The sequence below is a fragment of the Eubacterium xylanophilum ATCC 35991 genome (assembly GCF_000518685.1).
In the GTDB taxonomy this organism is placed as follows: Bacteria; Bacillota; Clostridia; order Lachnospirales; family Lachnospiraceae; genus Eubacterium_F; species Eubacterium_F xylanophilum.
Genome location: NZ_KI912470.1, coordinates 47,488 through 69,153, shown reverse-complemented (window position 1 = coordinate 69,153; position 21,666 = coordinate 47,488). Strand labels below are relative to the sequence as shown.

The following is a 21,666-nucleotide window of genomic DNA, read 5'->3' as shown; positions in this document are numbered from 1 at the left end:
ATTCATCTTCCTCTTTTCAATAGTATATTTTTTATTCTAACCATTAAACTGGTCTATACTCGTTAAGTAAGTCAGGATCAAGTTTTATCCTGTTATCCATCGTCTTCATGATATCAACCACTTCCACACCTCGTGCAGCCGGAGAAGTCAAATCATAGACTTTATTGTCCATAAAGCTGAGAACCCATGGCTTGAATACATCCAGATAATTCTCTGCAATAACAAGACCCTTGATTCTTCCTGTGAGCTCCACGCAAACGCCCGGATATAACACATTGATGCCATTAATCAATGCCTGAACAACAACCGGATCGTATCTATCGGGATCTGCCAAAAGTGTCTTCAATGCTAAAATCTCACTCGTAGGCTCCTCATAGGACTTCATGGCAGTCATTCTCTCATAGGCATCTGCAACATATAATATAGCTGCATTCACATCGCTCTTAACCGCATCTGTAATATTCTTGGTATCCTCTCCCAAATAGAGTTCATGGTAGAAAAGCACTGTTCTATATATATCTTCACCCAAATCCGAGAAGGAACTCAGTGTTTCGAGAGAAGCTTTTCTGATAGCTGCCTTGATATCAGGATCATCCTCCGCATATCCCGCTGAAGGAACGCTTATGGCACCGCAATCATGTAACAGCGCCGCTTTGACCAGCATGTGAAGTCTCGCCGGTGGCATGCTCATCTTGCCCGCGATAATCGCCACAAGTATGGCTACACTAATGCTGTGCTTGTACCAAAAATCATCTGTACTGCGCAAGCTTTGAATAAATGTAATCTTATCTTTCTTGTTGGCATAGTTCTTTATAATAAGATTACACAGCCACTCAATCCCCTTATCTCGCTTACCGGAATTCAAAAGTTCCAAATCCTCACGTATACTAAATACAGCCATGGTCTGGAATCTCTCAAAGTTTATATCCTCTTCCGTAAGCTTAGGTGCCGGCTCCGCTGGTTCCAATATATATAAACCCATCAACCCAAAATTTTTAATTCCATATATTGCCTGAGTAGTGAGTTTAGTATCTCTATCATATAGCAGTACCCCATTTTTATTGTATATAGGTTTTCCAAGGCGCATCCCCGCCTTCAAATCATCAACCTTAATGAAAAGCATTTTTGTCTCCTTTCATTTTTTCGACACATTTCTCCACTATTATATATAGTAACATTTATTTGAGAATAAAACAAGTTAAACATACAAAAAAACGTGGAGGAATCGTATATGAGAAAAATATTCAGCCAAAAATCTATCATCGCCTTGGCATTAGCCCTGTGCACCACTGTGTCTTCATGGGGATATACATATGCCAAAGCCCCTGAAACTAGCGATTTTGTCGATAATTCCTTGAAAACTCCCATCGACGAGTCTCGCGATTACGAAGACGGGGAAGTTATCGTCACAGTCCTAGCGCCAAAGAAAACAAGTCTGACAAAACCCGGAAAAACTTCCTTTGACAATGAGATAAGTGTCGATGAGACCTATCAAATCGGCGAAGCTACTGACTTAGCTGAGACAAAACAGCAAAGAGATTTTCTTCGCGACAAAGACTTCTACGTTTCCACAGTTTCATCAGATAAGTATTCAACCAAAGAACTTATAGATATCTTGGAAGACAAGGCCTATGTATCAAATGTGGAGCCCGATTATATCCAACATCTAACACAGGAAAATGATCCGCTCCGAAACTTACAATGGGGTCTTGACGGAACCGGAGACTTCACCTGCTCCTCCCCGGGCATTAACTACTCCGCCGCAATGCAAAAATACAGTGATATTCTGGATAAAGCATCTGCCACATCTAACTCGGATGATCCCGTGGTGGCTATTGTCGACACCGGAATCGATTATACTCACGAAGACCTTATAGGGCGACTTTGGGTCAATACTTACTCTGATCTAGACGGAACATTTGGCTATAACTTTGTAGACAATGATGTTGACGTTCTAGACACCTTTGGTCACGGAACTCACTGCGCCGGTGTTGTAGCTGCTGCCTCAGACAACAAGCTTGGAATCACCGGCACATCAAATGCAAAAATAATGTCCTTGAAAATATTCTCAGCGGACGGCGAGACCAAAAACAGTATCATCATAGATGCCCTCGTATATGCGGCCAAGGCCAAATCTCTCGGCGTTAATCTAAAAGCAATAAACTGTTCATGGGGAGGTGGACTCTCATCTGATGCCATGAAAGATTTAATAAGGATGCTCGGCGAATCAGGAGTTCTCTTTGTATTTGCAGCGGGCAACGAGGGAGAGATTCCAGAAGAAAAGTCTGTGCTCACTACTCCACTGGACCTGTGCGACGGAACATTTTCAGGGAACAAAGAGTATATCATCAACGTGGGGGCATCAGATGAAACAGATTCTATTACGTATTTTTCCAACTACAGTTCTACAACTGTAGATTTACTTGCACCTGGGTCCAAGATTCTCTCAACTTTTAACAGCTGTGTATATAATCCGGATACGGTCAAGTACCCAAGCGACAATGCCTTTATAGATCACTTTAACTCCTCAAGTTCGCTCTCAAAGCTCACCACATCCAAGGATTTGGCCGGAACTAAGGGGTACAATTACGACATGGCTTGGACAAGGACTGACTACAAGAACAACGCGTCATCCGGCTCGATTAGATTTGATTTGAATGTCTCTTCATGGTATAATATGGACAAGGAATTGGCCCTTTACTACGATGTCACGGATCTCAAATTAGATACCAGCTTGCAATATGACATCTCCATGATGATTGGAAAAGTCGAAGATGGCGACATTAATTGGGACCATTATACCAATGTCTCTACCAAGGATAAGTCTAGGTTTTTTGTAAAGAACGGAAGAACCTATATCGCTTTGTTCTATGCATATCTGAGCAGCACTCCATCGCTGTCATTGGTAATAGATGACTTTGCTATATCTGCCGGAAACACTGATACATCCCACTTCGGGAAATATGAGTACAAGGATGGAACATCCATGGCTGCTCCTTTTGTGACCGGTGCTGTTGCCCTTGCCTCAACCCTCTTCCCGGAGGATACGCTAAAGACAACAAAGTCAAGGATTCTATCTACTGCTCGAAAAGTAAGTGGACTAAGTGACTACTGCGTCACCGGCGCAATTCTGAATTTGGAAAACCTTGACAGTTACTCTCCTTCTGAGGAGGAGCAATCATTTACGCCAACTCCTATAAGCACGGAAGAATTGGACAAAAAGACTGCACAACCTGTGACAAGCGTCGAGCAAGGCGGCCGTCAAACCATAGTTGCCAAACCCGGCAATAATGGTTCGTCAAATATCGCCGTAAAAACAGTAAAAATCAAGAAAAAGGCAAAGAAATATATCAAGAAAAATAAGAAAAAAACCGTGAAAATTCGCGGAAAAAAAATCAAGATTAAAAGAAAGTACAAGTTAAAGCTGACCGCTACAATCTCACCATCAAACGCCTCCAACAAAAAGGTAAAATGGTCTGTTTCCAAGCGCAAATATGCAAAAGTCAGCTCTTCGGGACTTGTTTCTTTCAAGAAAAAGGGAATTGGGCATACTGTCAAAGTTACAGTTAAGTCACGATCCAATTCAAAGGCAAAATACACAATCAAGATTAAGATTACTCGCTAAATGACTCGAAAGGGATGATTAGATGAAGCCAGTGCGCATTAAGCTTTTGGCGCTACTTGTGGCCCTCGTAATGGTCGCACAAGTACCACCTGCACGTGTTATTTCGGTGAATGCCAAGAGCAAGCATGATATATACATAGATGGAGACTATAGAGAGGGACGAGTTACTGTTTCTCTTCTCTCGGGAAGCAGAACTTCTCTATCAAAACTCGGCCCACTCCCCTACGACAAAAGTATAATTGTCGAAAATACATATAAGTTTGGGAAGGGCAGTATTCTCGCGGACTCCGCTGATCAAGAACGCTTTTTGGGTGACAAGTCTTACTATGTCTCAACTGTTACATCCAAAAAATATACCACGAAACAATTGATTAGAAAGCTCCGTCACAAGGCCTATGTAACCGATGTGGACCCAGACTACAAACAGTATTTGTGTTCTTCCACTACCATCCCATCAAAGAATCAATGGTATCTAGACGGAGATGATTATGCTAATACGACCAATGGCATTAACTACTCTTCACTCAAGAAAGTCAAGAACAAAAAGCAAACAGTCGTGGCCATTATGGACAGCGGAGTCAATTACAAGCACAAAGATCTGGTGAAGAGCCTCTGGAAAAACCCATTCAGCCACAAGAAATTACCCGGCAAGTATGGATATGATTTTGCCAAGAAAAAAAGCGATTGCATCGATACAATCGGACATGGCACTCACTGTGCAGGCACTATAGCCGCCAGAGCACACAATGAAAATGGCATCAATGGAATCTCCAAGGCCAAAATCATGAATATCAAGATTTTTTCTGATTCCAAGGAAACTTCCAATTCTGCAATTATAGCCGGACTTGATTATATTGCCAAAGCAAAAAGCCTCGGCGTAAAGATATCGGCCATCAACTGCTCCTGGGGTGGTGGCATCTGTTCCGGCACCATCAAAAAGCTGGTGCGAGCTATCGGAAGCTCCGGAACTCTCTTCGTATTCGCCTCAGGAAATCAGGGCATAGACAGCAAGCAGCTGGCAAGTGCTCTACCATACGGCCTATACGATGGAAAATATTCCGCCAACAAAAAGTATATCGTGATAGTTGGCTCTTCTAACCGCAAAGATGAGCTTGCCCCTTTCTCGACATACGGAAAAAACGTGGATCTACTCGCTCCGGGAACTGACATCGTCTCCACATTTTCCTCCGGATCATATGCTCCGGACACAGTGGAATCTCCGAGTCTAAATCTGGTATCTGACAAATGCAATAACGCCAGCATCCTTTCAAGGCTCAAAACCGGCAAGATGTTTGACGAGGAGCTCTCCATCAAAGAATCCGTAACCATGAGCGATATCGATTACAACGACGAGCCCGGTTCAAAATCTATTTGTTGGGAATTAAATATTAATAAAAAGTCCTATATTCCCCCATTAGTCGGCATTTACCTAGATGTGACAGGACTAGTCAAAGATACAACTAAGCTGTATTATATATCCTGCATGATAGGGCAAGAACAGAGCAAGAACAACGTGGTGTGGGAACATTTTTCTGCTAAATCCCATAAAATCAACACCAGGTTCTATATAGAAAATGGTCGGACCTACATAGCTTTGCTATATAACGTCACAGCAAACAGCCAAAATGTCAAGTATTATATAGACAACATTGGCATCTCTGTTGCCAATCCCGACACAAGAAAGTTTGCTAAGTATGAATATATGACGGGCACTTCCATGTCCGCCCCTATTGTCAGTGGTGTAATTGCAGCATTTGCTGAAAAGTATCCTTCTGATACAATTATAACACGCAAAAAGCGCCTTATGAGCTGTATTAACAAGAAAGATAGTTTGAAAAATTCTTGCTTAAGCGGTGGAATACTCGATTTGAGCAAAGTCAAAAGTTTCGTTCGAAACAGCAAGGATCAAGCCCATAAGCACACAAATATCAAGGGATTTGTCAAAGAGCGAGATGCATTTAACGCAAAAATAAAAAAGGTCAGAATCAAGCGAAATGCTCGGGTGATTAAGGGACGAAAAAAAGAGAAATACCGCATTCACCCCGGCCTTATCGTCACTACAAACCAAAAGCTTCAGCTCTATGCTCTGACAACGCCAAATGTCCTGACCAAATATATCATTTCTTGGAAATCATCGAACAAAAAATATGCGAGTGTCACCAACACCGGATTAGTTATTCCTCACAAAGCGGGCATAGGTAGAAGCGTAAATATCACTTGTTATTACAAGAAGAAAAAGCGAATCAAGGCGAATCTCAAAATATGTATAAAATAAATGTCTTACGAACGACGTGAGTAAGACCAGCGAAATGCGTTTCCTCTATATCTATATACGGATTATTTCTTGAAAATCGTTTTTCGCAGGGGCGGGGCGCTTTTTCGAGGGAGTGGGGCAGTACGGCAATATCTCGAGAAACCAAGAATCTTGCCGTACTTTCAGGTCAAGCACTAACGCTTGTCACGACCTCTTTTAAGATATTACGGAAATTTATTCAAAATTCTAGAATTTTGCCGTACTTTTAAGTCAAGCGCTGAAGCTTGTCACGACCTTTTTAAAGATATTACGGAAAAATTATCAAAATTCTCAAATTTTGCCGTACTCTCCCCCAAATACGTCAAACACAAACCTCTCAATCCACGACGAGTACGGAAAAAAAACACGAAATCAGGAAGTCTAGCCGTACTTCGCCCCAAAAACTCTGAACGCAAAATTCTCAATTGTCGGTAAGTACGGAAAAACTCACATAATCAAGATATCTTGCCGTACTCTCCCCCAAATACGTCAAACACAAACTTCTCAATTTTCATCCGTATTCCACTCTCCACATCCTCAAGAATTCTTCCCACAAATTGTCTTACGACCGTAGGGAGTAGGACCAGCAATATGCGTTTCCCATATGTCTAAATTAGGGAGATTTTATTTTTTGGGGGGAATGTCAGCACTAGATAAGTATAACAAAACAGGAAGAGGCCAACCAGAGAGAGACTTCAATGCGCATGCATTGCGTCTCGAGTCGGTTGGACTCTTCCTGTTTTTAGACTGTCTTAGTGCGACATCCCCAATTATTATAAGCCTCTTACATCTGATCGTAAGTTGCTCTGACTGCCTTGATAAAGTTTTCGCTGTTGAGTACTTCAACATTTTCAATATCAGTAATTCTTGCAAGATCGCCTGTCATCTTACCACTCTCAATTGTTGAAAGTGTTGCCTTCTCAAGCTTCTCTGCAAATTCAACCAACTCAGGAATACTATCAAGCTCTCCTCTCTTCTTGAGAGCCCCTGTCCATGCAAAAATAGTTGCAACTGAATTTGTAGAAGTCTCTTCTCCCTTGAGATGCTTGTAATAATGTCTCTGAACTGTTCCATGAGCCGCCTCATACTCATATACTCCACTTGGTGATACAAGAACAGAAGTCATCATGGCAAGAGAACCGCAAGCAGATGATACCATATCGCTCATAACATCTCCATCATAGTTCTTACAAGCCCAGATAAATCCTCCGTCTGCCTTCATAACGCGGGCAACAGCATCATCGATAAGTGTATAGAAGTACTCTATTCCAGCCGCCTCAAACTTATCTTTGTACTCACTGTCATAGATATTCTGGAAAATATCCTTAAAATTGTGATCATACTTCTTAGAAATAGTATCCTTTGTAGCAAACCACAAATCCTGCTTGATATCTAATGCATAATTAAAGCATGCTCTGGCAAAACTTGAGATTGACTTATCTGTATTGTGAATTCCCTGAATGATTCCAGGACCGTCAAACTCATGAATAACCTCTCTGATTTCAGTTCCATCTTCAGCAGTAAACACAAGCTCTGCCTTTCCCTTTCCGGGAACCTTGATCTCAGCATTCTTATAAACATCTCCATATGCATGACGAGCAAGAGTGATTGGAGCCTTCCAATTCTTAACGCATGGCTCAATTCCCTTAACCTGGATAGGCGCTCTAAATACTGTACCATCTAGAGCTGCTCTGATAGTACCATTTGGAGATTTCCACATCTCCTTCAAATCATACTCATCCATACGAGCTGCATTTGGAGTAATAGTCGCACATTTAACTGCAACACCATACTTCTTTGTAGCTTCTGCGGAATCAATTGTCACCTGATCATTAGTATCATTTCTATGCTTTAATCCAAGATCATAGTACTCTGTCTTCAAATCAACATATGGAATAATAAGCTCATCCTTAATAATCTTCCATAGAATTCTTGTCATCTCATCTCCGTCCATCTCAACCAACGGAGTTTTCATCTGTATCTTTGCCATTACTGCCTCCTCAATTACTTTTAAAATATTCCACCCAAACACACTCATATAATTATATCAAAATCGATTATTCATATCAAGTAAAATACACGATTTTCTCTTCCGGCTCTTCTGCGGGTTGAACGTCCAATATATCCATTGCAATATACGGTTGCCCCTGTGGATTGTGTTCAACCTTAACTTTGCCTTTTACTGTAACCCATGAATCTTGCTTGAGCTTAGGCGCATCCGCATAGTAGCATACAAATCCAATCGGAGCAATATCATCAACACAACAAGTCATAGCTTCTCTTGTCGGAACAAATGCATTACTAGGAAATTTCTTGCCCTTGTACACTTTTCCCTTGTGTATAATAACCTTTCCCTTGTATCTCTCCGGATTCTCAGAAGCATCTAAGTACCACAAGCCATAGTCGTCATCCTCGAGTTTGATGATATCCTGATCAACATCATAAGGAAGCTCATCTTTGATATCATTATCAACAGTTCCATCCTCCAACTCAAATATTACTTGAGCCATTCGATTAACCGCTTTTACACTTCTTCTGGCAGCTGCCTTGTCCATTCCCTCCCTAGGGCATCTGTTAAAAATGACAAGATCAGCTTGCTTATAATGACCAATAAGAATAGGCTTCATATTGTTGTTGTACATTTCATATGTCTGAGCATTTACAGTCACAAATGTTTGAACAACGTACCAGTGAGCTGGAATAATCTCGTTTACTAACTTCTCACCATCCCACATTCCATTGTATTCAATACAAATCCTATCCGGTTTGTACTTCTTCTCGAGAGCTAAGCACTGTTTTTCAGTGAGTTCTTCCTCATCCTCAATAACAACACAGGAAATCAAATTGTTGACAAGCATTTGCTCATCTATCTCATGCTCTCCCTCTTCACAGAGTATGAGGAGTGTCTTCTTGCCATCTGAAAAGTTTCCCTCTTCGATAACCTCTTGAATACAAGTGGACTTACCGCTCTCCAAAAATCCCGAAAAAAGGTATACTGGAATATCTTTTTTACCAAACATAATTCTTCGCTCCTCTTATACTGCAAACATTTCTCTAACTTTTTCTTCGTTCATCTCAGAACCGATCACACATATTCTACCTGTGTAATCTGCACTACCTCTTCGAACTTCAAATTCTCCCGGAACAAGGTCAAAATGAATCCATTCTCCACCATCTTCAGCCGGCACAATTCCCTTTGCTCTGAGCACTGTTCCGACCTCAACTTCACCATCGGCAATCTGCTCCAGGATCTCACTCAATCCGTCTTCAGTAAACTTGTGAGTTGTCTCGATTCCAATGCTTGAGAACACATCATCTGCATGATGATGGTGATGATCGTGATCGTGATCATGTCCACATCCACAACTACATTCCTCACCATGTTCATGGTCGTGGTGATGGTGTTCATGATCATGGTCATGATGCTCGTGGTCATGGTCATGGTCGTGGTGATGGTGTTCATGATCATGGTCATGGTCATGGTGATGACCACACTCAGGGCAAATATCCTCTTCTTCGAATAACATATTCTCAAGTGAATTCTTGCCTTCAATAGCTTCTAATATTTTAGAACCTTCTATATCATCCCATGGAGTTGTTATGATTGCTGCATCCTTATTATGCTCTCTCAAGAGCTCCATGCACTTATCCAACTTGTCCTGATTCATTCCCTGAGTTCTGCTGAGAATGATTGTTCCGGCACTCTCAATCTGGTTATTGTAAAACTCACCAAAATTCTTCATATAAAGCTTGCACTTTGTCGCATCTGCAACCGTAACTGTGCTATTCAATTCAATCTCTCCGTCTTCAAAACCATCTTTTACATCTAAAACGGCCTTGGCAACATCAGATAGCTTTCCAACACCGGATGGCTCGATAATAATTCTATCCGGAGAGTACTTATCAATTACTTCTTTGAGTGCTGTTCCAAAATCACCAACTAGAGAACAACAAATACATCCCGAATTCATCTCTGTAATATTAATTCCGGCATCTTTCAAAAATCCCCCATCGATGCCAATCTCGCCAAACTCATTTTCAATGAGCACCAGCTGTTCTCCCTGAAATACTTCAGCGATAAGTTTTTTAATAAGAGTAGTCTTTCCTGCTCCCAAAAATCCTGAAACTACATCAATCTTTGTCATTTTCAATCTCACCTTTCTATAATTAAATAAACTTTGTTAATCCATCCCTAATATGTAATTGTAGCAAAAGAACAGAACTCTTGTCAATAGTTGGAAAGTTCTTGCTCATGTGGTTTTTCTCACCATGGTAAGCTTCTTAATATTGCTCCAGATAAAACAAGTCGATATGATCGCCGCAATCACCCAGCCTATTGGCCAAGAAATCCATATACCTGTGCTTCCGTAGTAATTTACCAGCACATATGCTATTCCCACTCGAAGAATCAAATCAGTAAATGTTGAAATCATGAATTTACTCATGTCTCCGAGGCCGCGTAATCCCCCATCGCTTAAGAGTTTAATACAGATTATAAAGTAAAATGGAGCAACTATGTGCAAGAACTGGCGTCCCGTCGCCAAGGCCTCTCCGGTTCTATTTTCTATAAATAAGAGAAGAACATTCTCAGCAAAGAAGAAATATGCCACAAAAAATATAATGCTAATTATCCAAGAAAGAGCTGCTCCGGAGAAAAAGCCCTTCTTGATTCGAGTATAGCTTCCTGCACCCAAATTTTGAGCGCTGAAGGTTGATAAGCCATTTCCAAGGGTTGCAAATGATGTTATGGCGAACGTGTTCAATTTGACTGCAGCCGAATAACCGGCTATTACACCGGACCCAAAACCATTTACAAGATTTTGAATAAAAATATTCCCGATTGAGACAAAACTCTGTTGCAAGATACTTGGAACAGCGATTCTACTGATTTTAACTAACATTTTTTTGGAGAAATAATGAACTCTTCTCTCGTCACACTTTAGAGTTTTGAGACGAAAGTACAGTGAGATTAACGCAAGTACACAGGCCACTCCTTGGGCGATAAATGTTGCCCAAGCAACACCCTTAACTCCCCATCCAAAGTTCTTTACGAACAAGATATCTAGGATGATATTTCCAATAGATGAACCTATTAGGAAGTAAAGCGGAGTTCTAGAATCTCCCAAAGAAGTAAATATTCCGGTGGCCATATTATAAAGAAACAAGAAAACCAGGCCTCCGATATATATTTTCAGATACGCATCTCCGTCATTGAAAATATTCGCAGGAGTTTTGATCATCTGTAGCAGTATCGGTGATATAAAAAGACCTATTGCTGTGAGGCTTGCTGATAACACAAGACCGGAAATTATAGTAGTATATGTTGCCGTTTTAACACCTATGATATCTCCACCACCAAAGGCCTTAGAGATTACCACAGCGCAACCCACATTGCATCCCACAGCTATGGACATAAAAATCATTGTGATAGGATATGATGCTCCAACTGCTGCCAGAGCATTTTCCCCGGCAAATCTTCCGGCGATAGCGCTGTCTGCTATGTTGTATATCTGCTGAAACACTACGCTGACAAACATTGGAATTGTAAATAACCACAGGACACTTCTGACTTCTCCCTTAGTCAAATCCTTTACCACTATAACGACCTTCTTTCAAAATATTTTTTAAACTTATAATAATATAGCACCAAAATTACCAACTTGTCAAATTTATGGTTTTATGTTATAATAGTCCTTTGTTATTGGTAAGATTTGTTTTAACAGGAATGGTGAATATAATGAAAATCGGTTTTGATAATGAGAAATATCTAAAAATGCAATCTGAGCATATTGTAGAGAGAATCGGAAAATTTGGCAACAAACTCTATCTTGAGTTCGGCGGAAAGCTCTTCGATGATTATCATGCATCACGAGTTTTGCCTGGTTTTGAGCCAGATAGCAAGTTGAGAATGCTTATGAAACTAGCTGACAAAGCAGAAATTGTAATCGTAATCAGCGCCAAGGACATTGAGAAACACAAAGTTCGTGGCGACTTGGGAATCACTTACGACGAGGACGTTCTCAGACTCAAAAAAGCATTTGAAGACAGAGGTTTATATGTTAGTGGCGTTGTTATCACACACTTCTCCGGCCAGTCTTCTGCTATTGCTTTCAAAGAAAGATTAGAAAAACACAATATCAGAGTTTATCAGCACTATACTATCGATGGATATCCATCCAATGTACCGCTTATCGTCAGCGATGAAGGATATGGTAAGAATGACTATATCGAGACAACAAGACCACTTGTTGTTATAACTGCACCGGGACCGGGAAGCGGAAAGATGGCCACTTGTCTCTCACAGCTATATCATGAAAACAAGAGGGGAATCAAGGCAGGCTATGCTAAGTTCGAGACATTCCCTATTTGGAACATTCCACTCAAGCATCCTGTTAATTTGGCATATGAAGCAGCAACAGCTGACCTAAATGATATTAACATGATCGACCCATTCCACTTGGAAGCTTATGGCGAGACAACTGTTAATTACAACAGAGATATCGAGATTTTCCCAGTTCTCAATGCTATATTCGAGGGAATCTACGGCGAGAATCCTTATAAGTCACCTACAGATATGGGTGTCAACATGGCGGGAAATTGTATCATTGATGATGAAGCATGCTGCGATGCATCTAAAAATGAGATTATAAGAAGATACTTTACTACTTTAAATAGAATTGTGGAAGAAAAAGCAGATGAGAAGGAAGCCTACAAGATAGAACTTCTCATGAAACAGGCGAAGATATCACCAGAGGATCGTAAGGTCACAACCTATGCCAACGAACTGGCTGCGAAACTCGGCACACCATGTGCAGCAATCGAGTTACAAGATGGGCGCATTATTACGGCTAAGACCTCTGACCTACTTGGACCTTCCGCAGCACTTTTGCTCAATGCCCTAAAGGTACTTGGAAATGTTCCGAAAGAAGTTCACTTTATCTCACCTGAGGCAATTGAAGCAATCCAGGAGCTGAAGGTTAAGTATCTTGCGGGACGCAACCCTCGTCTCCACACAGATGAGGTTCTCATCGCCCTTTCAACTGCTACTCTCACAGACGAGAATGCTAAGAAGGCATTTGAACAGATTCCTAATCTCAAGGGGTGTCAGGTTCACATCACAACAATGCTATCTGCAGCGGATCTTACAACATTTAAGAAGCTCGGTGTGGATCTCACATGCGAACCCGTCATTAAAAAAATGAATTAAAACGGTAATAATCTGTTTTAAATAAATTATTCATGAAGGAGGACTATTATATCATGAAATCAAAGAAAGCAATAATAATCGGTGCAGCGGCAGTTGCCTTTGTCATTCTCTTGACAGTTATTATTCTTGTAGTAACTCACAAAAAGACAATTAATCTTCAAGACTACACTAAGGTGACATTTGAGGGATACGATGGATATGGAAAGGCCAAGCTCGATTTTGACAACTCCAAATTCAATGTTGATGTTGCAAATGCGGTTGGAATTAATATAAATTCTGATGCAAAACTCGACAACATTTCTTCTCTCGTAAGTAACATTGAAGAATTAGGCAAATATGAAAAAGCCGTATCTTCTGTCAGCAAAAAGCTCGACAAAACTGAGGGCTTGAAAAATGGAGATGTCGTAACAGTTAGCTTTACATATAACAATGATATCGCTGGCGATTATAAGATAAAATACAAAGGCGAGCCAATGACATTCACTGTAAGCGGTTTGAACGAAGTCAAGGAAGTTGATCCTTTTGCAAACCTTAAAGTCGAATTTACCGGTATCTCACCTAACGTATCTGTTAAGACTGAAAATAGCGCAACTGAGGATGCTTTAAAAACAATAAGTTTTGATATCGAAAAGAGATACGGGCTCAAGCTCGGAGATAAATTTACCATTAAAGCAAATGCTTCTGAACAATTTACAGAACAATATGGAATAAAACTCAGTTCTACCGAAAAAGAATATACAGTTGATAAGGTAGATGCATATATCACAAAAGCAGATGATATAAAGGGAACTAAAGCGCTTGAGGATATGAAAAAACAGGCAAAAGATTCCATAAAATCCTACTTGGCTACTAACAAGAAAGATTTCAAAGCAAGTGGACTTTCATACGCAGGATTCTACTTCCTGTCAGCCAAAAATGACAGCTCATGGGGAAATAAAAACCTTGTTTATATTATCTACTCAGCAACTGTAAAAGCAAAGAAGCCAAACAAGTTTAAGACATCTAAGGTTTACTTCCCACTTGAATTCCGAGATGTACTTAAGTATGCTGATGGTACTTTGTATGTAAAACTTGATTCAACAAATATTCTTGGAAGTACAGGATTAACTTATGGATGGTTTGGAAATGTCAATGGTTACAGAAAAACAAGCGACATGAAGAATGATTTGGCAATATCCAAAAAATCAAACTACGACGATGATACATCTAATTTTAATAAATAATGGGGCTGTCGCACTAAGATAGTCTAAAAACAGGAAGAGTCCAACCGACTCGAGACGCAATGCATGCTCATTGAAGTCTCTCTCTGGTTGGCCTCTTCCTGTTTTTTTTTTCGGAATCGCATAGCGCTGGTCTTACTCACGTCGTTCGTAAGACAATTATTATACTTATCTAGTGCTGACATTCCTCCAAAAAAAATCGTCTTACAAGCAAAGCTTGTAAGACCAGCAATATGCGTTTCCAATAAAATCTCAGGCTTCGAAAAACCTGAGATATCGTATGAATCGAAGTATTCAGGCAGAAGGCTCATTCAAGTCTCTCGCCCCTCTCGGGGCATGCCAAATCCTTCTTTTTCAAATAGGCATGCCCCTCACGCCTTATCGATCAAGTCTTTTCCCATCTCGGGGCATGCCAAATCCTCTTTCTTCAAATAGGCATGCCCCTCACGCCTTATCAATCAAGTCTTTTCCCATCTCGGGGCATGCCAAATCCTCTTTTTTCAAATAGGCATGCCCCTCACGCCTTGTCAATCAAGTCTTTTCCCATCTCGGGGCATGCCAAATCCTCTTTCTTCAAATAGGCATGCCCCTCACGCCTTATCAATCAAGTCTTTTCCCATCTCGGGGCATGCCAAATCCTCTTTTTTCAAATAGGCATGCCCCTCACGTCTTCTCAATCAAGTCTCTCCCCATCTCGGGGCATGCCAAATTTTCTTTTTTCAAATAGGCATGCCCTCACTCTTCTCAATTAACAAAGAATAATAATAAAATCTCCCTAATTTAGCACAAAAAAGGAGCTGAGCACTAACAATTTTTTAATTGTTAGTGCGACAGCCCCATTTCATTTTATTCTATAATTGCCTTTGCTCTCTTATCTCTCATCAATATTTTCTTCTCTATATATGTAAATAACATTGTGAGATATCTCATACAAGGCTCTGTTGCTATTGCAAATAAGACAAATAACATAACACATTTCTGTGATATCTTCTGTATCGTAAACATGTTATGGAAACATATTCCAAAAACAATAATTCCTATAATACAACCAATTATAACTACAGCTCTATACTTGTTGACAGGCACGCTTATATTAAACAAGATGATGAAACCAACTATAGCCATAAGCATAGTTGAGGCGACTGATATATCCGTCTCTGCCACTCCAAATACCCTACCGAATATAACAAGAGCTGCAATAGCAAAAAAGTTGGTGAGAGCCGCCGGCATCCCCTTCAGAAGCACCTTGGTCATAAACCTTCCCTGAATCCTCTGCTCATTGGGCTCTAAGGCGAGGAAAAATGCCGGGATACCAATATTAAACATTGAAATCAGCGAAACCTGTTCAGGTTGAAGCGGATATGACAGCACATTTATTATGGCAAATATCGCTAACATCAACGAGAAAATATTCTTTGTCAAGAAAAGGGTTGCTGACCTCTCTATATTGTTGATTACTCGTCTTCCCTCCGCAACAATATGAGGCATTCTCGAGAAATCTGAATCCAAAAGAGCCACTTGGGAGGACTGAACCGCCGCATCCGATCCGGATGCCATGGCAATGGAGCAATCCGCATCCTTCATAGCTAGGATATCATTTACTCCGTCTCCCGTCATGGCGACTGTATGACCAGCTGCCTGAAGCGCTTTTACTATCATTCTCTTCTGCTCCGGTGTCACACGTCCAAACACAGTATATTTTTCAACTGCATCCGCCACGTCATCTCCACTGGACAACTGTCTTGCATCTATAAAATGTTCCGCGTTCTTGATACCCGCTCGACTGGCGACCTCCGAAACGGTGACAGGATTATCTCCGGATATAACCTTGATATCCACGCCTTGCTTCGCAAAGTACTCAAATGTATCCTTAGCCCCGCTTCTTATAGGATTGCTAATAGTGATAAATGCAATCGGTTGTACATCTCGTTCGCCTATTCCCTCCCTTGGGATATCTCCCTGAGATTTTGCAAAGGCTAGAACTCTGTACCCTTTGGCGGAATATTTTTCTATTCTTTCTCTCCACTTTTCATAATTACTCGCCAACAGAATATCCGGTGCACCGAGCATGTAACTCTCACTCTTCATCTTAACCGAAGAATACTTGAATCTAGAGGTGAATGGCATAGTATCCGATGCCGAAATCGGGCTTGCACACATAAATCTTGCCCTGAGGGCCTTCATAGTAATATTGTTGTCTGGCAGAGCCAAAATATAGGAAGCCAAAAGCCTCTCAACATCTACGTTTAGCTCGTCCTCATCCTCATCTACGATGTCCAAACCGTGAACTACCATGTCGGGCTCAGTGATGGTTCCTGTCTTATCAACACACAGAACATCAACTCTCGCCAAGGTCTCTATGCACTTCATGTCATGAAGCATAACCTTTTTCTTGGCTAGTCTGGTAGCGCCTGCAGCAAGGGTGATGCTCACAAGCAAGTAGAGCCCTTCAGGAATCATTCCTACAACTGCCGCAACCATAGAAGTCACACTTGGGGAAAACCCCTTTCCTGCAATCATACTCTGGACAAATAACATAATTCCCACCGGAATAATTGCTATTCCTGCCCCAATTACAAACTGATTGATACTCCTCACCATCTCCGACTGCTCATGTCCCTGCATCTCCTTGGCCTGAGCTGTCAGCTTTGATATATATGACTCCTTGCCTACCTTAGTTAAACGTCCCAGACAACGGCCCGCAACCACGAAACTTCCGGACATGAGTTCATCGCCCTTTTTCTTGGCAATTTCATCGGACTCACCGGTCAAAAGCGACTCATTGACAGAAGCTTCGCCCCTTACAACTACGGCATCCGCACATATCTGCGCCCCTTCTTCAAAAACTACCAAATCGTTTTTTACCAGCTTCTCTATGGCAATTTCTTGTTTCTCGCCATTTCGGTACACCGGCACCGTCGGTTGGGTAAGCACCGACAGCGAGTCCAGAACTTTCTTCGCCTTCAGCTCTTGAAATATGCCGATAAGCGTATTGGCCACTATAATCGGCAAAAAAGTCATACTCTTAAATGCACCTGCAAATAACAACAATACTGCAAGTATAGCGAATATCAGGTTGAAATACGTGAGAACATTTTCCTTAACTATGTCCTTGACTGTTTTCTGAGATTTATCTTGTTGGACATTGACTTCTCCCCTATATTCTGCCTCTCTAACCTGCTCTGTTGTCAAACCTATTATCTTCTTTTCCATAATAAAATATTCCTTTCTCAAGCTACCATATTACAATCTTAACAAATACAAGAAACTATGTCAAACGAGAAAGCTTAATTCATATGCTTTAATTTACTTTACTAAAAGATCAATTTTTGGTATTCTATTATTAGCAAAGTTTAGAAAGGAACAAGTATTATGAAATATGGACTAATCGGAGAAAAGCTAGGTCATAGCTACTCCAAGCAAATACATGAGTTATTGACGGATTATACCTACGAGCCAACACCTCTCACAAGAGAAGAATTCGAAGAATTTATGAGTGAGAAGGACTTCACAGCAATCAATGTCACTATTCCTTATAAAAAGGATGTTATACCATATCTGTCATATATTGATGACAAGGCAAAGGCTATCGGTGCAGTAAATACAATTGTCAACCGAAATAACGAATTATATGGATATAATACTGATTATCTAGGATTTGATTATATGGCCAAGGCCAACAATGTGGATTTTTCTGATAAAAAAGTTATCGTCATAGGAAACGGCGGCGCTGCTCAGGCAATCAAAGCAGTAGTCACCTCCTGTGGAGCGAAAGAAATGATAATTGTCAAGAGCCGTCCGGACGTCGAGTCTATTAGCTATGAAGAGTGCTACAAAAATCACACAGACGCTGATATCATCATCAACACAAGCCCAGTCGGCATGTACCCAAATGTCAATGCCTCACCTATCGAACTTGACTGTTTTAAAAAATGTTCGGCGGTCTTAGACGTTGTTGCAAATCCACTTGAAACCATGCTTGTAAAAGACGCAAAAAAACGCGGAATGATTGCTGCTGGTGGACTTGTAATGCTTGTTGCCCAAGCAAAGTATGCCGCAGAAATATTCCTAGATGCGTCATTCCCGGATGAAAAGATTCCTGAAATAACAGAAATCATTGCAAAGGAAATGGAAGAATGATATATATGAAATCCAATTATTTAAAACATTCACTCATACTGGTTATAACTATATTCATGTGTGGCATCCTAAGCAACATACTCTTGCCACAAAAGGTCAACTCTCCAGCTAATGCTCTGCAAAAAAGTGAAGCAATCAACTACACTGAGACCACTGCAGAGATTCATAACCCTGGCATAGGTTTTTACGAACCAGAGACAATACACTTTACAGAAAATGGAAATGCTGTCGGCTCCGAGTTTTCTAACCTTGTACACTTAAGGTTGGATATATCAGATTTTTCCAAAGGTTACAACGGCAAGGCAGACAATCCACTTTCAGATAATATGTTAAAATCGCTGGAAAACATCCTTAAAAACTTAAGAAATCACCACAGTTCTGCCATACTGCGCTTTTCTTATGACCCATATTTTAAAGGCGAGGAAGTGAAGGAACCTGATATCTCTATGATCCTCACACACCAAGAGCAGTTGGGTAAAGTTATTTCTAAGTACGCCGACGTTGTAAGTTCCGTGGAGTGCGGACTATTTGGCTTATGGGGCGAGATGCACAGCACCCCGATGTGTACCAAAGCAAATATCAGTAAAGCGATAGATAAGTGGCTCGAAGTTCTCCCGGAAAGCATAACCATTTCCGTGCGTAGACCGACATTTTATGCTGATTGGGCCGGTCTTGATATAAGCAAGCTCAATACTAATAAAACTACAAAAGGTTCAAAAGCATATCGCGTGGGGATATTCGACGATGCATATCTTTCCACGGATGATGACGATGGAACATACGAAAATCGCGAAACTGAAATTACATGGCTGGAAGAACAGGCAAAGCATACATTATTCGGAGGAGAAATTCTCCAAAACGATAATACCGGAAGTGTAAAAAACACCTGTAACTATCTAGAAAAAGAAGCATTCAGAACCCACACGAGCTATCTAAATACTCAGTGGAGCGAAGAAGTAATTAATGACTTTAAGAAAGCAAAATATTCAGGGACCAATGAAGCTTACAAAGGATGTTCTGAATACGAGTTTATACGCAATCATTTGGGGTATAGGTTCGTAATAAGAAAGCTTATAATGAGCACAAACATTCCTCAGAATTCAAATTTTACACTTCAAGCCAATATTGAAAACGTTGGATTTGCCAATCTAATAAAGGCTAAGAAGGTATATATCATATTTAAGAACCATGATAACTGTATTACAATACCTGTTGAAAAGGATATTCTTAAACATCCTATCGATCCGACAGAATGGGATTCAGCTGCAACAACTAATCTCAATATTTCCTTGAAATTAGCAAATAAACTGAGTAAGGGAAGCTATGAAACATACCTTAGACTTGCTGACAACCAGGGCAGCACTGGTTTAGATGGATATCCCATTAGATTTGCCAATAAAGATATGGAAAATGGTCCGAAAATGTGGAACACATCACTTGGAGCCAACTATATTGGTAATATAAACATTACTGATTCCATTGTTAGCGTTAAGAAGTATCCAAAACCAACTACTATTAAATCAATTAAGCACAAGGGTAGGAATAAACTTGCAATTCGATGGAAAAAAGTCTCCTGTGACGGATATCAAATCCAGCTCGCAAAGAGCAAAAAATTTTCCAAGATAATCATTCGCAAGACAATTAGGAACAAAACCAAAGCAACCATTAGCTGTAAAAGTATTAGACGATACCTGAGAAAACATCCTAAAAAGAAATGTTTCCTCAGAATCAGAACATTTTACTCAAATAATTATAGCAAGTGGAAAAGCAAAAAATTCAGATAAATTAATTCACAAATCATGACCACCGGCTTAGCCGGTGGTTTGTTCTGCTGAAAACTTATCTGTAGCATTTCTTACATGGTTTAAGTAAGTACGATTTTGCTTTTTTTAGTGTTACCTTGTAATAACTACCACGACCACATTTTCTGCTATGGTAACATTTCCCTGTAGGTGTAATGTAAACTTTTTTTGCTTTTTTCTTCTTTGTCCTTTTCTTGGCCTCTACAACGTTAGAATGTTCATTTATTGGAGTAGCCGGTACTGTACCTACTACTTCCAACATCATCACAACCATCATGCCGATAATAACTAACTTTTTTTTCATAATATCTTTGTCCTCCTTATCCATACTTTTAGTTTGTATCTACACATACTCCCATACTTAGAATACTCTAATCATAATTTGACATTGAACTTTCCTTCAATAATGTTGTCTTTTCCATTATCATCTCTTCTAACATATTTCCCTACAATATTTTCTCCATATTCTCCTATTACATCCCTAACCGATTGTTTTTGTTTTCTTGCTATTCCTGATGATATTGTAACATTATACTTTCCGCTCAAACCCTTTCCGTTCTCAGAAAACTCGGATGTATACCCTTTTCCATCTTTCAATATAGTCAAGCTATCCTGAGATTTATAACCCTTTTGATTTGTGATTGTTACAATTAATCTTGTATCTTCAGGTAGGTTACTGTCAACACCAAAAAGCACTTCTCCAGTCTCATCATTTACATTTTTCATCAACTTGAGTTTAACCTCTATGGCTTTATTTGTATCCTTTGGCTCTTTCTGGTAATTATCACTAGTCATAGGAGCACTTGTTTCTGTCAAATCGTAACTTTTATTCTTTCCATAGTTTGTACTAGTGCTTTCATTAAGGTACTGATTTGACTCTTTTGTTGATTTTTTTTCATCATGTCCTCCGACAAATCCAAGAACCAAATAAAGAACCCATGCTGCAGCAATTAACCCATATCGAATCTTCGAATCAAGCTTTTCTTGTTTCCACAAGATTATTGTTAATGGGACTGGGAAGATGACAATCCATCCTAAAATCCAAAGCCATATTTTAGGATCACTACTTTTTTTCTTATTCTTGCTTAACATATTCGGATCCCATGTATACCCACAATCTTTGCATATACCAATGGTTTTTCGCAAAACAGAAGTTCCTCTTTTTCCTTTGTACTCTCCCTGTTTTTCTCTGTTAAATGAAATGTTTGAACTTCCGCATTTTGGACAACCCTGTTTGTTAATCTTTTCATATTCGCGTTTCATTTCATAAGAAATCTGCGAACCACAGTATTCGCAGGTAACGCTTTTATCACTTATTTCTGCTCCACATTTTTGACACTTCATGTATTCCCCCTCCTCGAAATAAAAAAATGATTATT

14 protein-coding genes are annotated in these 21,666 nt (G+C 40.2%); 6 read left to right on the top strand and 8 right to left on the bottom strand.

Annotation, left to right across the window (positions count from 1 at the left end):
* Positions 1–43 precede the first annotated feature (43 nt).
* On the bottom strand, positions 44–1,123 hold the full coding sequence (locus tag L877_RS12675; RefSeq protein ID WP_051437749.1) for an HD-GYP domain-containing protein: 1,080 nt from the start codon (positions 1,121–1,123) through the stop codon (positions 44–46).
* 108 nt (positions 1,124–1,231) lie between these two features.
* On the opposite strand from L877_RS12675, the gene L877_RS0107615 reads away from it, so the two are divergent.
* Together L877_RS0107615 and L877_RS0107610 are read left to right on the top strand one after the other, a co-directional pair.
* Positions 1,232–3,625: a S8 family serine peptidase gene (locus L877_RS0107615; RefSeq protein WP_026835544.1), complete on the top strand. Its 2,394-nt coding sequence runs from the start codon at positions 1,232–1,234 to the stop codon at positions 3,623–3,625.
* 22 nt (positions 3,626–3,647) lie between these two features.
* Entirely contained in the window at positions 3,648–5,900 is a 2,253-nt protein-coding gene (locus L877_RS0107610; protein ID WP_026835543.1) for a S8 family serine peptidase, read from the top strand.
* A gap of 802 nt (positions 5,901–6,702) precedes the next feature.
* Here the strand turns inward: L877_RS0107610 and L877_RS0107605 are convergent.
* From L877_RS0107605 to L877_RS12670, 4 genes are all read right to left on the bottom strand, one after another.
* Complete coding sequence (locus L877_RS0107605) at positions 6,703–7,908, bottom strand: NADP-dependent isocitrate dehydrogenase (protein WP_026835542.1); 1,206 nt, start codon at positions 7,906–7,908, stop codon at positions 6,703–6,705.
* 76 nt (positions 7,909–7,984) lie between these two features.
* A complete protein-coding gene (locus L877_RS0107600) occupies positions 7,985–8,938 on the bottom strand; it encodes a TIGR03943 family putative permease subunit (protein ID WP_026835541.1) in 954 nt (317 codons plus the stop codon).
* Between the two features lie 15 nt (positions 8,939–8,953).
* Positions 8,954–10,063 carry a CobW family GTP-binding protein gene (locus L877_RS0107595; RefSeq protein WP_026835540.1) on the bottom strand — a complete coding sequence of 370 codons (1,110 nt, stop codon included), beginning with the start codon at positions 10,061–10,063 and terminating at the stop codon, positions 8,954–8,956.
* A 105-nt stretch (positions 10,064–10,168) separates the two neighbouring features.
* Complete coding sequence (locus tag L877_RS12670; RefSeq protein WP_034785418.1) at positions 10,169–11,515, bottom strand: MATE family efflux transporter; 1,347 nt, start codon at positions 11,513–11,515, stop codon at positions 10,169–10,171.
* A 140-nt stretch (positions 11,516–11,655) separates the two neighbouring features.
* Here L877_RS12670 and L877_RS0107585 point away from each other — a divergent pair, with 140 nt between their 5' ends.
* Both L877_RS0107585 and L877_RS0107580 read left to right on the top strand, forming a co-directional pair.
* On the top strand, positions 11,656–13,125 hold the full coding sequence (locus tag L877_RS0107585) for a DUF1846 domain-containing protein (protein WP_026835539.1): 1,470 nt from the start codon (positions 11,656–11,658) through the stop codon (positions 13,123–13,125).
* A gap of 53 nt (positions 13,126–13,178) precedes the next feature.
* The gene (locus L877_RS0107580; protein ID WP_026835538.1) at positions 13,179–14,348 is read left to right on the top strand and encodes a hypothetical protein; all 1,170 of its coding nucleotides are present in this window, start codon (positions 13,179–13,181) and stop codon (positions 14,346–14,348) included.
* Positions 14,349–15,191: 843 nt separating this feature from the next.
* Here L877_RS0107580 and L877_RS12665 read toward each other — a convergent pair.
* On the bottom strand, positions 15,192–17,558 hold the full coding sequence (locus L877_RS12665) for a cation-translocating P-type ATPase (protein ID WP_051437748.1): 2,367 nt from the start codon (positions 17,556–17,558) through the stop codon (positions 15,192–15,194).
* Positions 17,559–17,717: 159 nt separating this feature from the next.
* On the opposite strand from L877_RS12665, the gene L877_RS12660 reads away from it, so the two are divergent.
* Positions 17,718–18,485: a shikimate dehydrogenase family protein gene (locus tag L877_RS12660; RefSeq protein WP_051437747.1), complete on the top strand. Its 768-nt coding sequence runs from the start codon at positions 17,718–17,720 to the stop codon at positions 18,483–18,485.
* Positions 18,482–20,269: a DUF4832 domain-containing protein gene (locus L877_RS0107555; RefSeq protein WP_026835536.1), complete on the top strand. Its 1,788-nt coding sequence runs from the start codon at positions 18,482–18,484 to the stop codon at positions 20,267–20,269. Before L877_RS12660 ends, L877_RS0107555 begins: the two co-directional genes overlap by 4 nt.
* A gap of 55 nt (positions 20,270–20,324) precedes the next feature.
* On the opposite strand, the gene L877_RS0107550 is transcribed toward L877_RS0107555, so the two are convergent.
* Together L877_RS0107550 and L877_RS0107545 are read right to left on the bottom strand one after the other, a co-directional pair.
* Positions 20,325–20,591, bottom strand: coding sequence for a hypothetical protein (locus L877_RS0107550; RefSeq protein ID WP_026835535.1), 267 nt, complete (start codon positions 20,589–20,591; stop codon positions 20,325–20,327).
* A 71-nt stretch (positions 20,592–20,662) separates the two neighbouring features.
* A complete protein-coding gene (locus L877_RS0107545; RefSeq protein ID WP_026835534.1) occupies positions 20,663–21,631 on the bottom strand; it encodes a zinc ribbon domain-containing protein in 969 nt (322 codons plus the stop codon).
* Between the last annotated feature and the right edge of the window lie 35 nt (positions 21,632–21,666).

Coding starts and splice junctions, on each gene's coding strand:
- L877_RS12675 (WP_051437749.1), bottom strand. CDS start 1,123: ATGCTTTTCATTAAGGTTGATGATTTGAAGGCGGGGATGCGCCTTGGA.
- L877_RS0107615 (WP_026835544.1), top strand. CDS start 1,232: ATGAGAAAAATATTCAGCCAAAAATCTATCATCGCCTTGGCATTAGCC.
- L877_RS0107610 (WP_026835543.1), top strand. CDS start 3,648: ATGAAGCCAGTGCGCATTAAGCTTTTGGCGCTACTTGTGGCCCTCGTA.
- L877_RS0107605 (WP_026835542.1), bottom strand. CDS start 7,908: ATGGCAAAGATACAGATGAAAACTCCGTTGGTTGAGATGGACGGAGAT.
- L877_RS0107600 (WP_026835541.1), bottom strand. CDS start 8,938: ATGTTTGGTAAAAAAGATATTCCAGTATACCTTTTTTCGGGATTTTTG.
- L877_RS0107595 (WP_026835540.1), bottom strand. CDS start 10,063: ATGACAAAGATTGATGTAGTTTCAGGATTTTTGGGAGCAGGAAAGACT.
- L877_RS0107585 (WP_026835539.1), top strand. CDS start 11,656: ATGAAAATCGGTTTTGATAATGAGAAATATCTAAAAATGCAATCTGAG.
- L877_RS0107580 (WP_026835538.1), top strand. CDS start 13,179: ATGAAATCAAAGAAAGCAATAATAATCGGTGCAGCGGCAGTTGCCTTT.
- L877_RS12665 (WP_051437748.1), bottom strand. CDS start 17,558: ATGGAAAAGAAGATAATAGGTTTGACAACAGAGCAGGTTAGAGAGGCA.
- L877_RS12660 (WP_051437747.1), top strand. CDS start 17,718: ATGAAATATGGACTAATCGGAGAAAAGCTAGGTCATAGCTACTCCAAG.
- L877_RS0107555 (WP_026835536.1), top strand. CDS start 18,482: ATGATATATATGAAATCCAATTATTTAAAACATTCACTCATACTGGTT.
- L877_RS0107550 (WP_026835535.1), bottom strand. CDS start 20,591: ATGAAAAAAAAGTTAGTTATTATCGGCATGATGGTTGTGATGATGTTG.
- L877_RS0107545 (WP_026835534.1), bottom strand. CDS start 21,631: ATGAAGTGTCAAAAATGTGGAGCAGAAATAAGTGATAAAAGCGTTACC.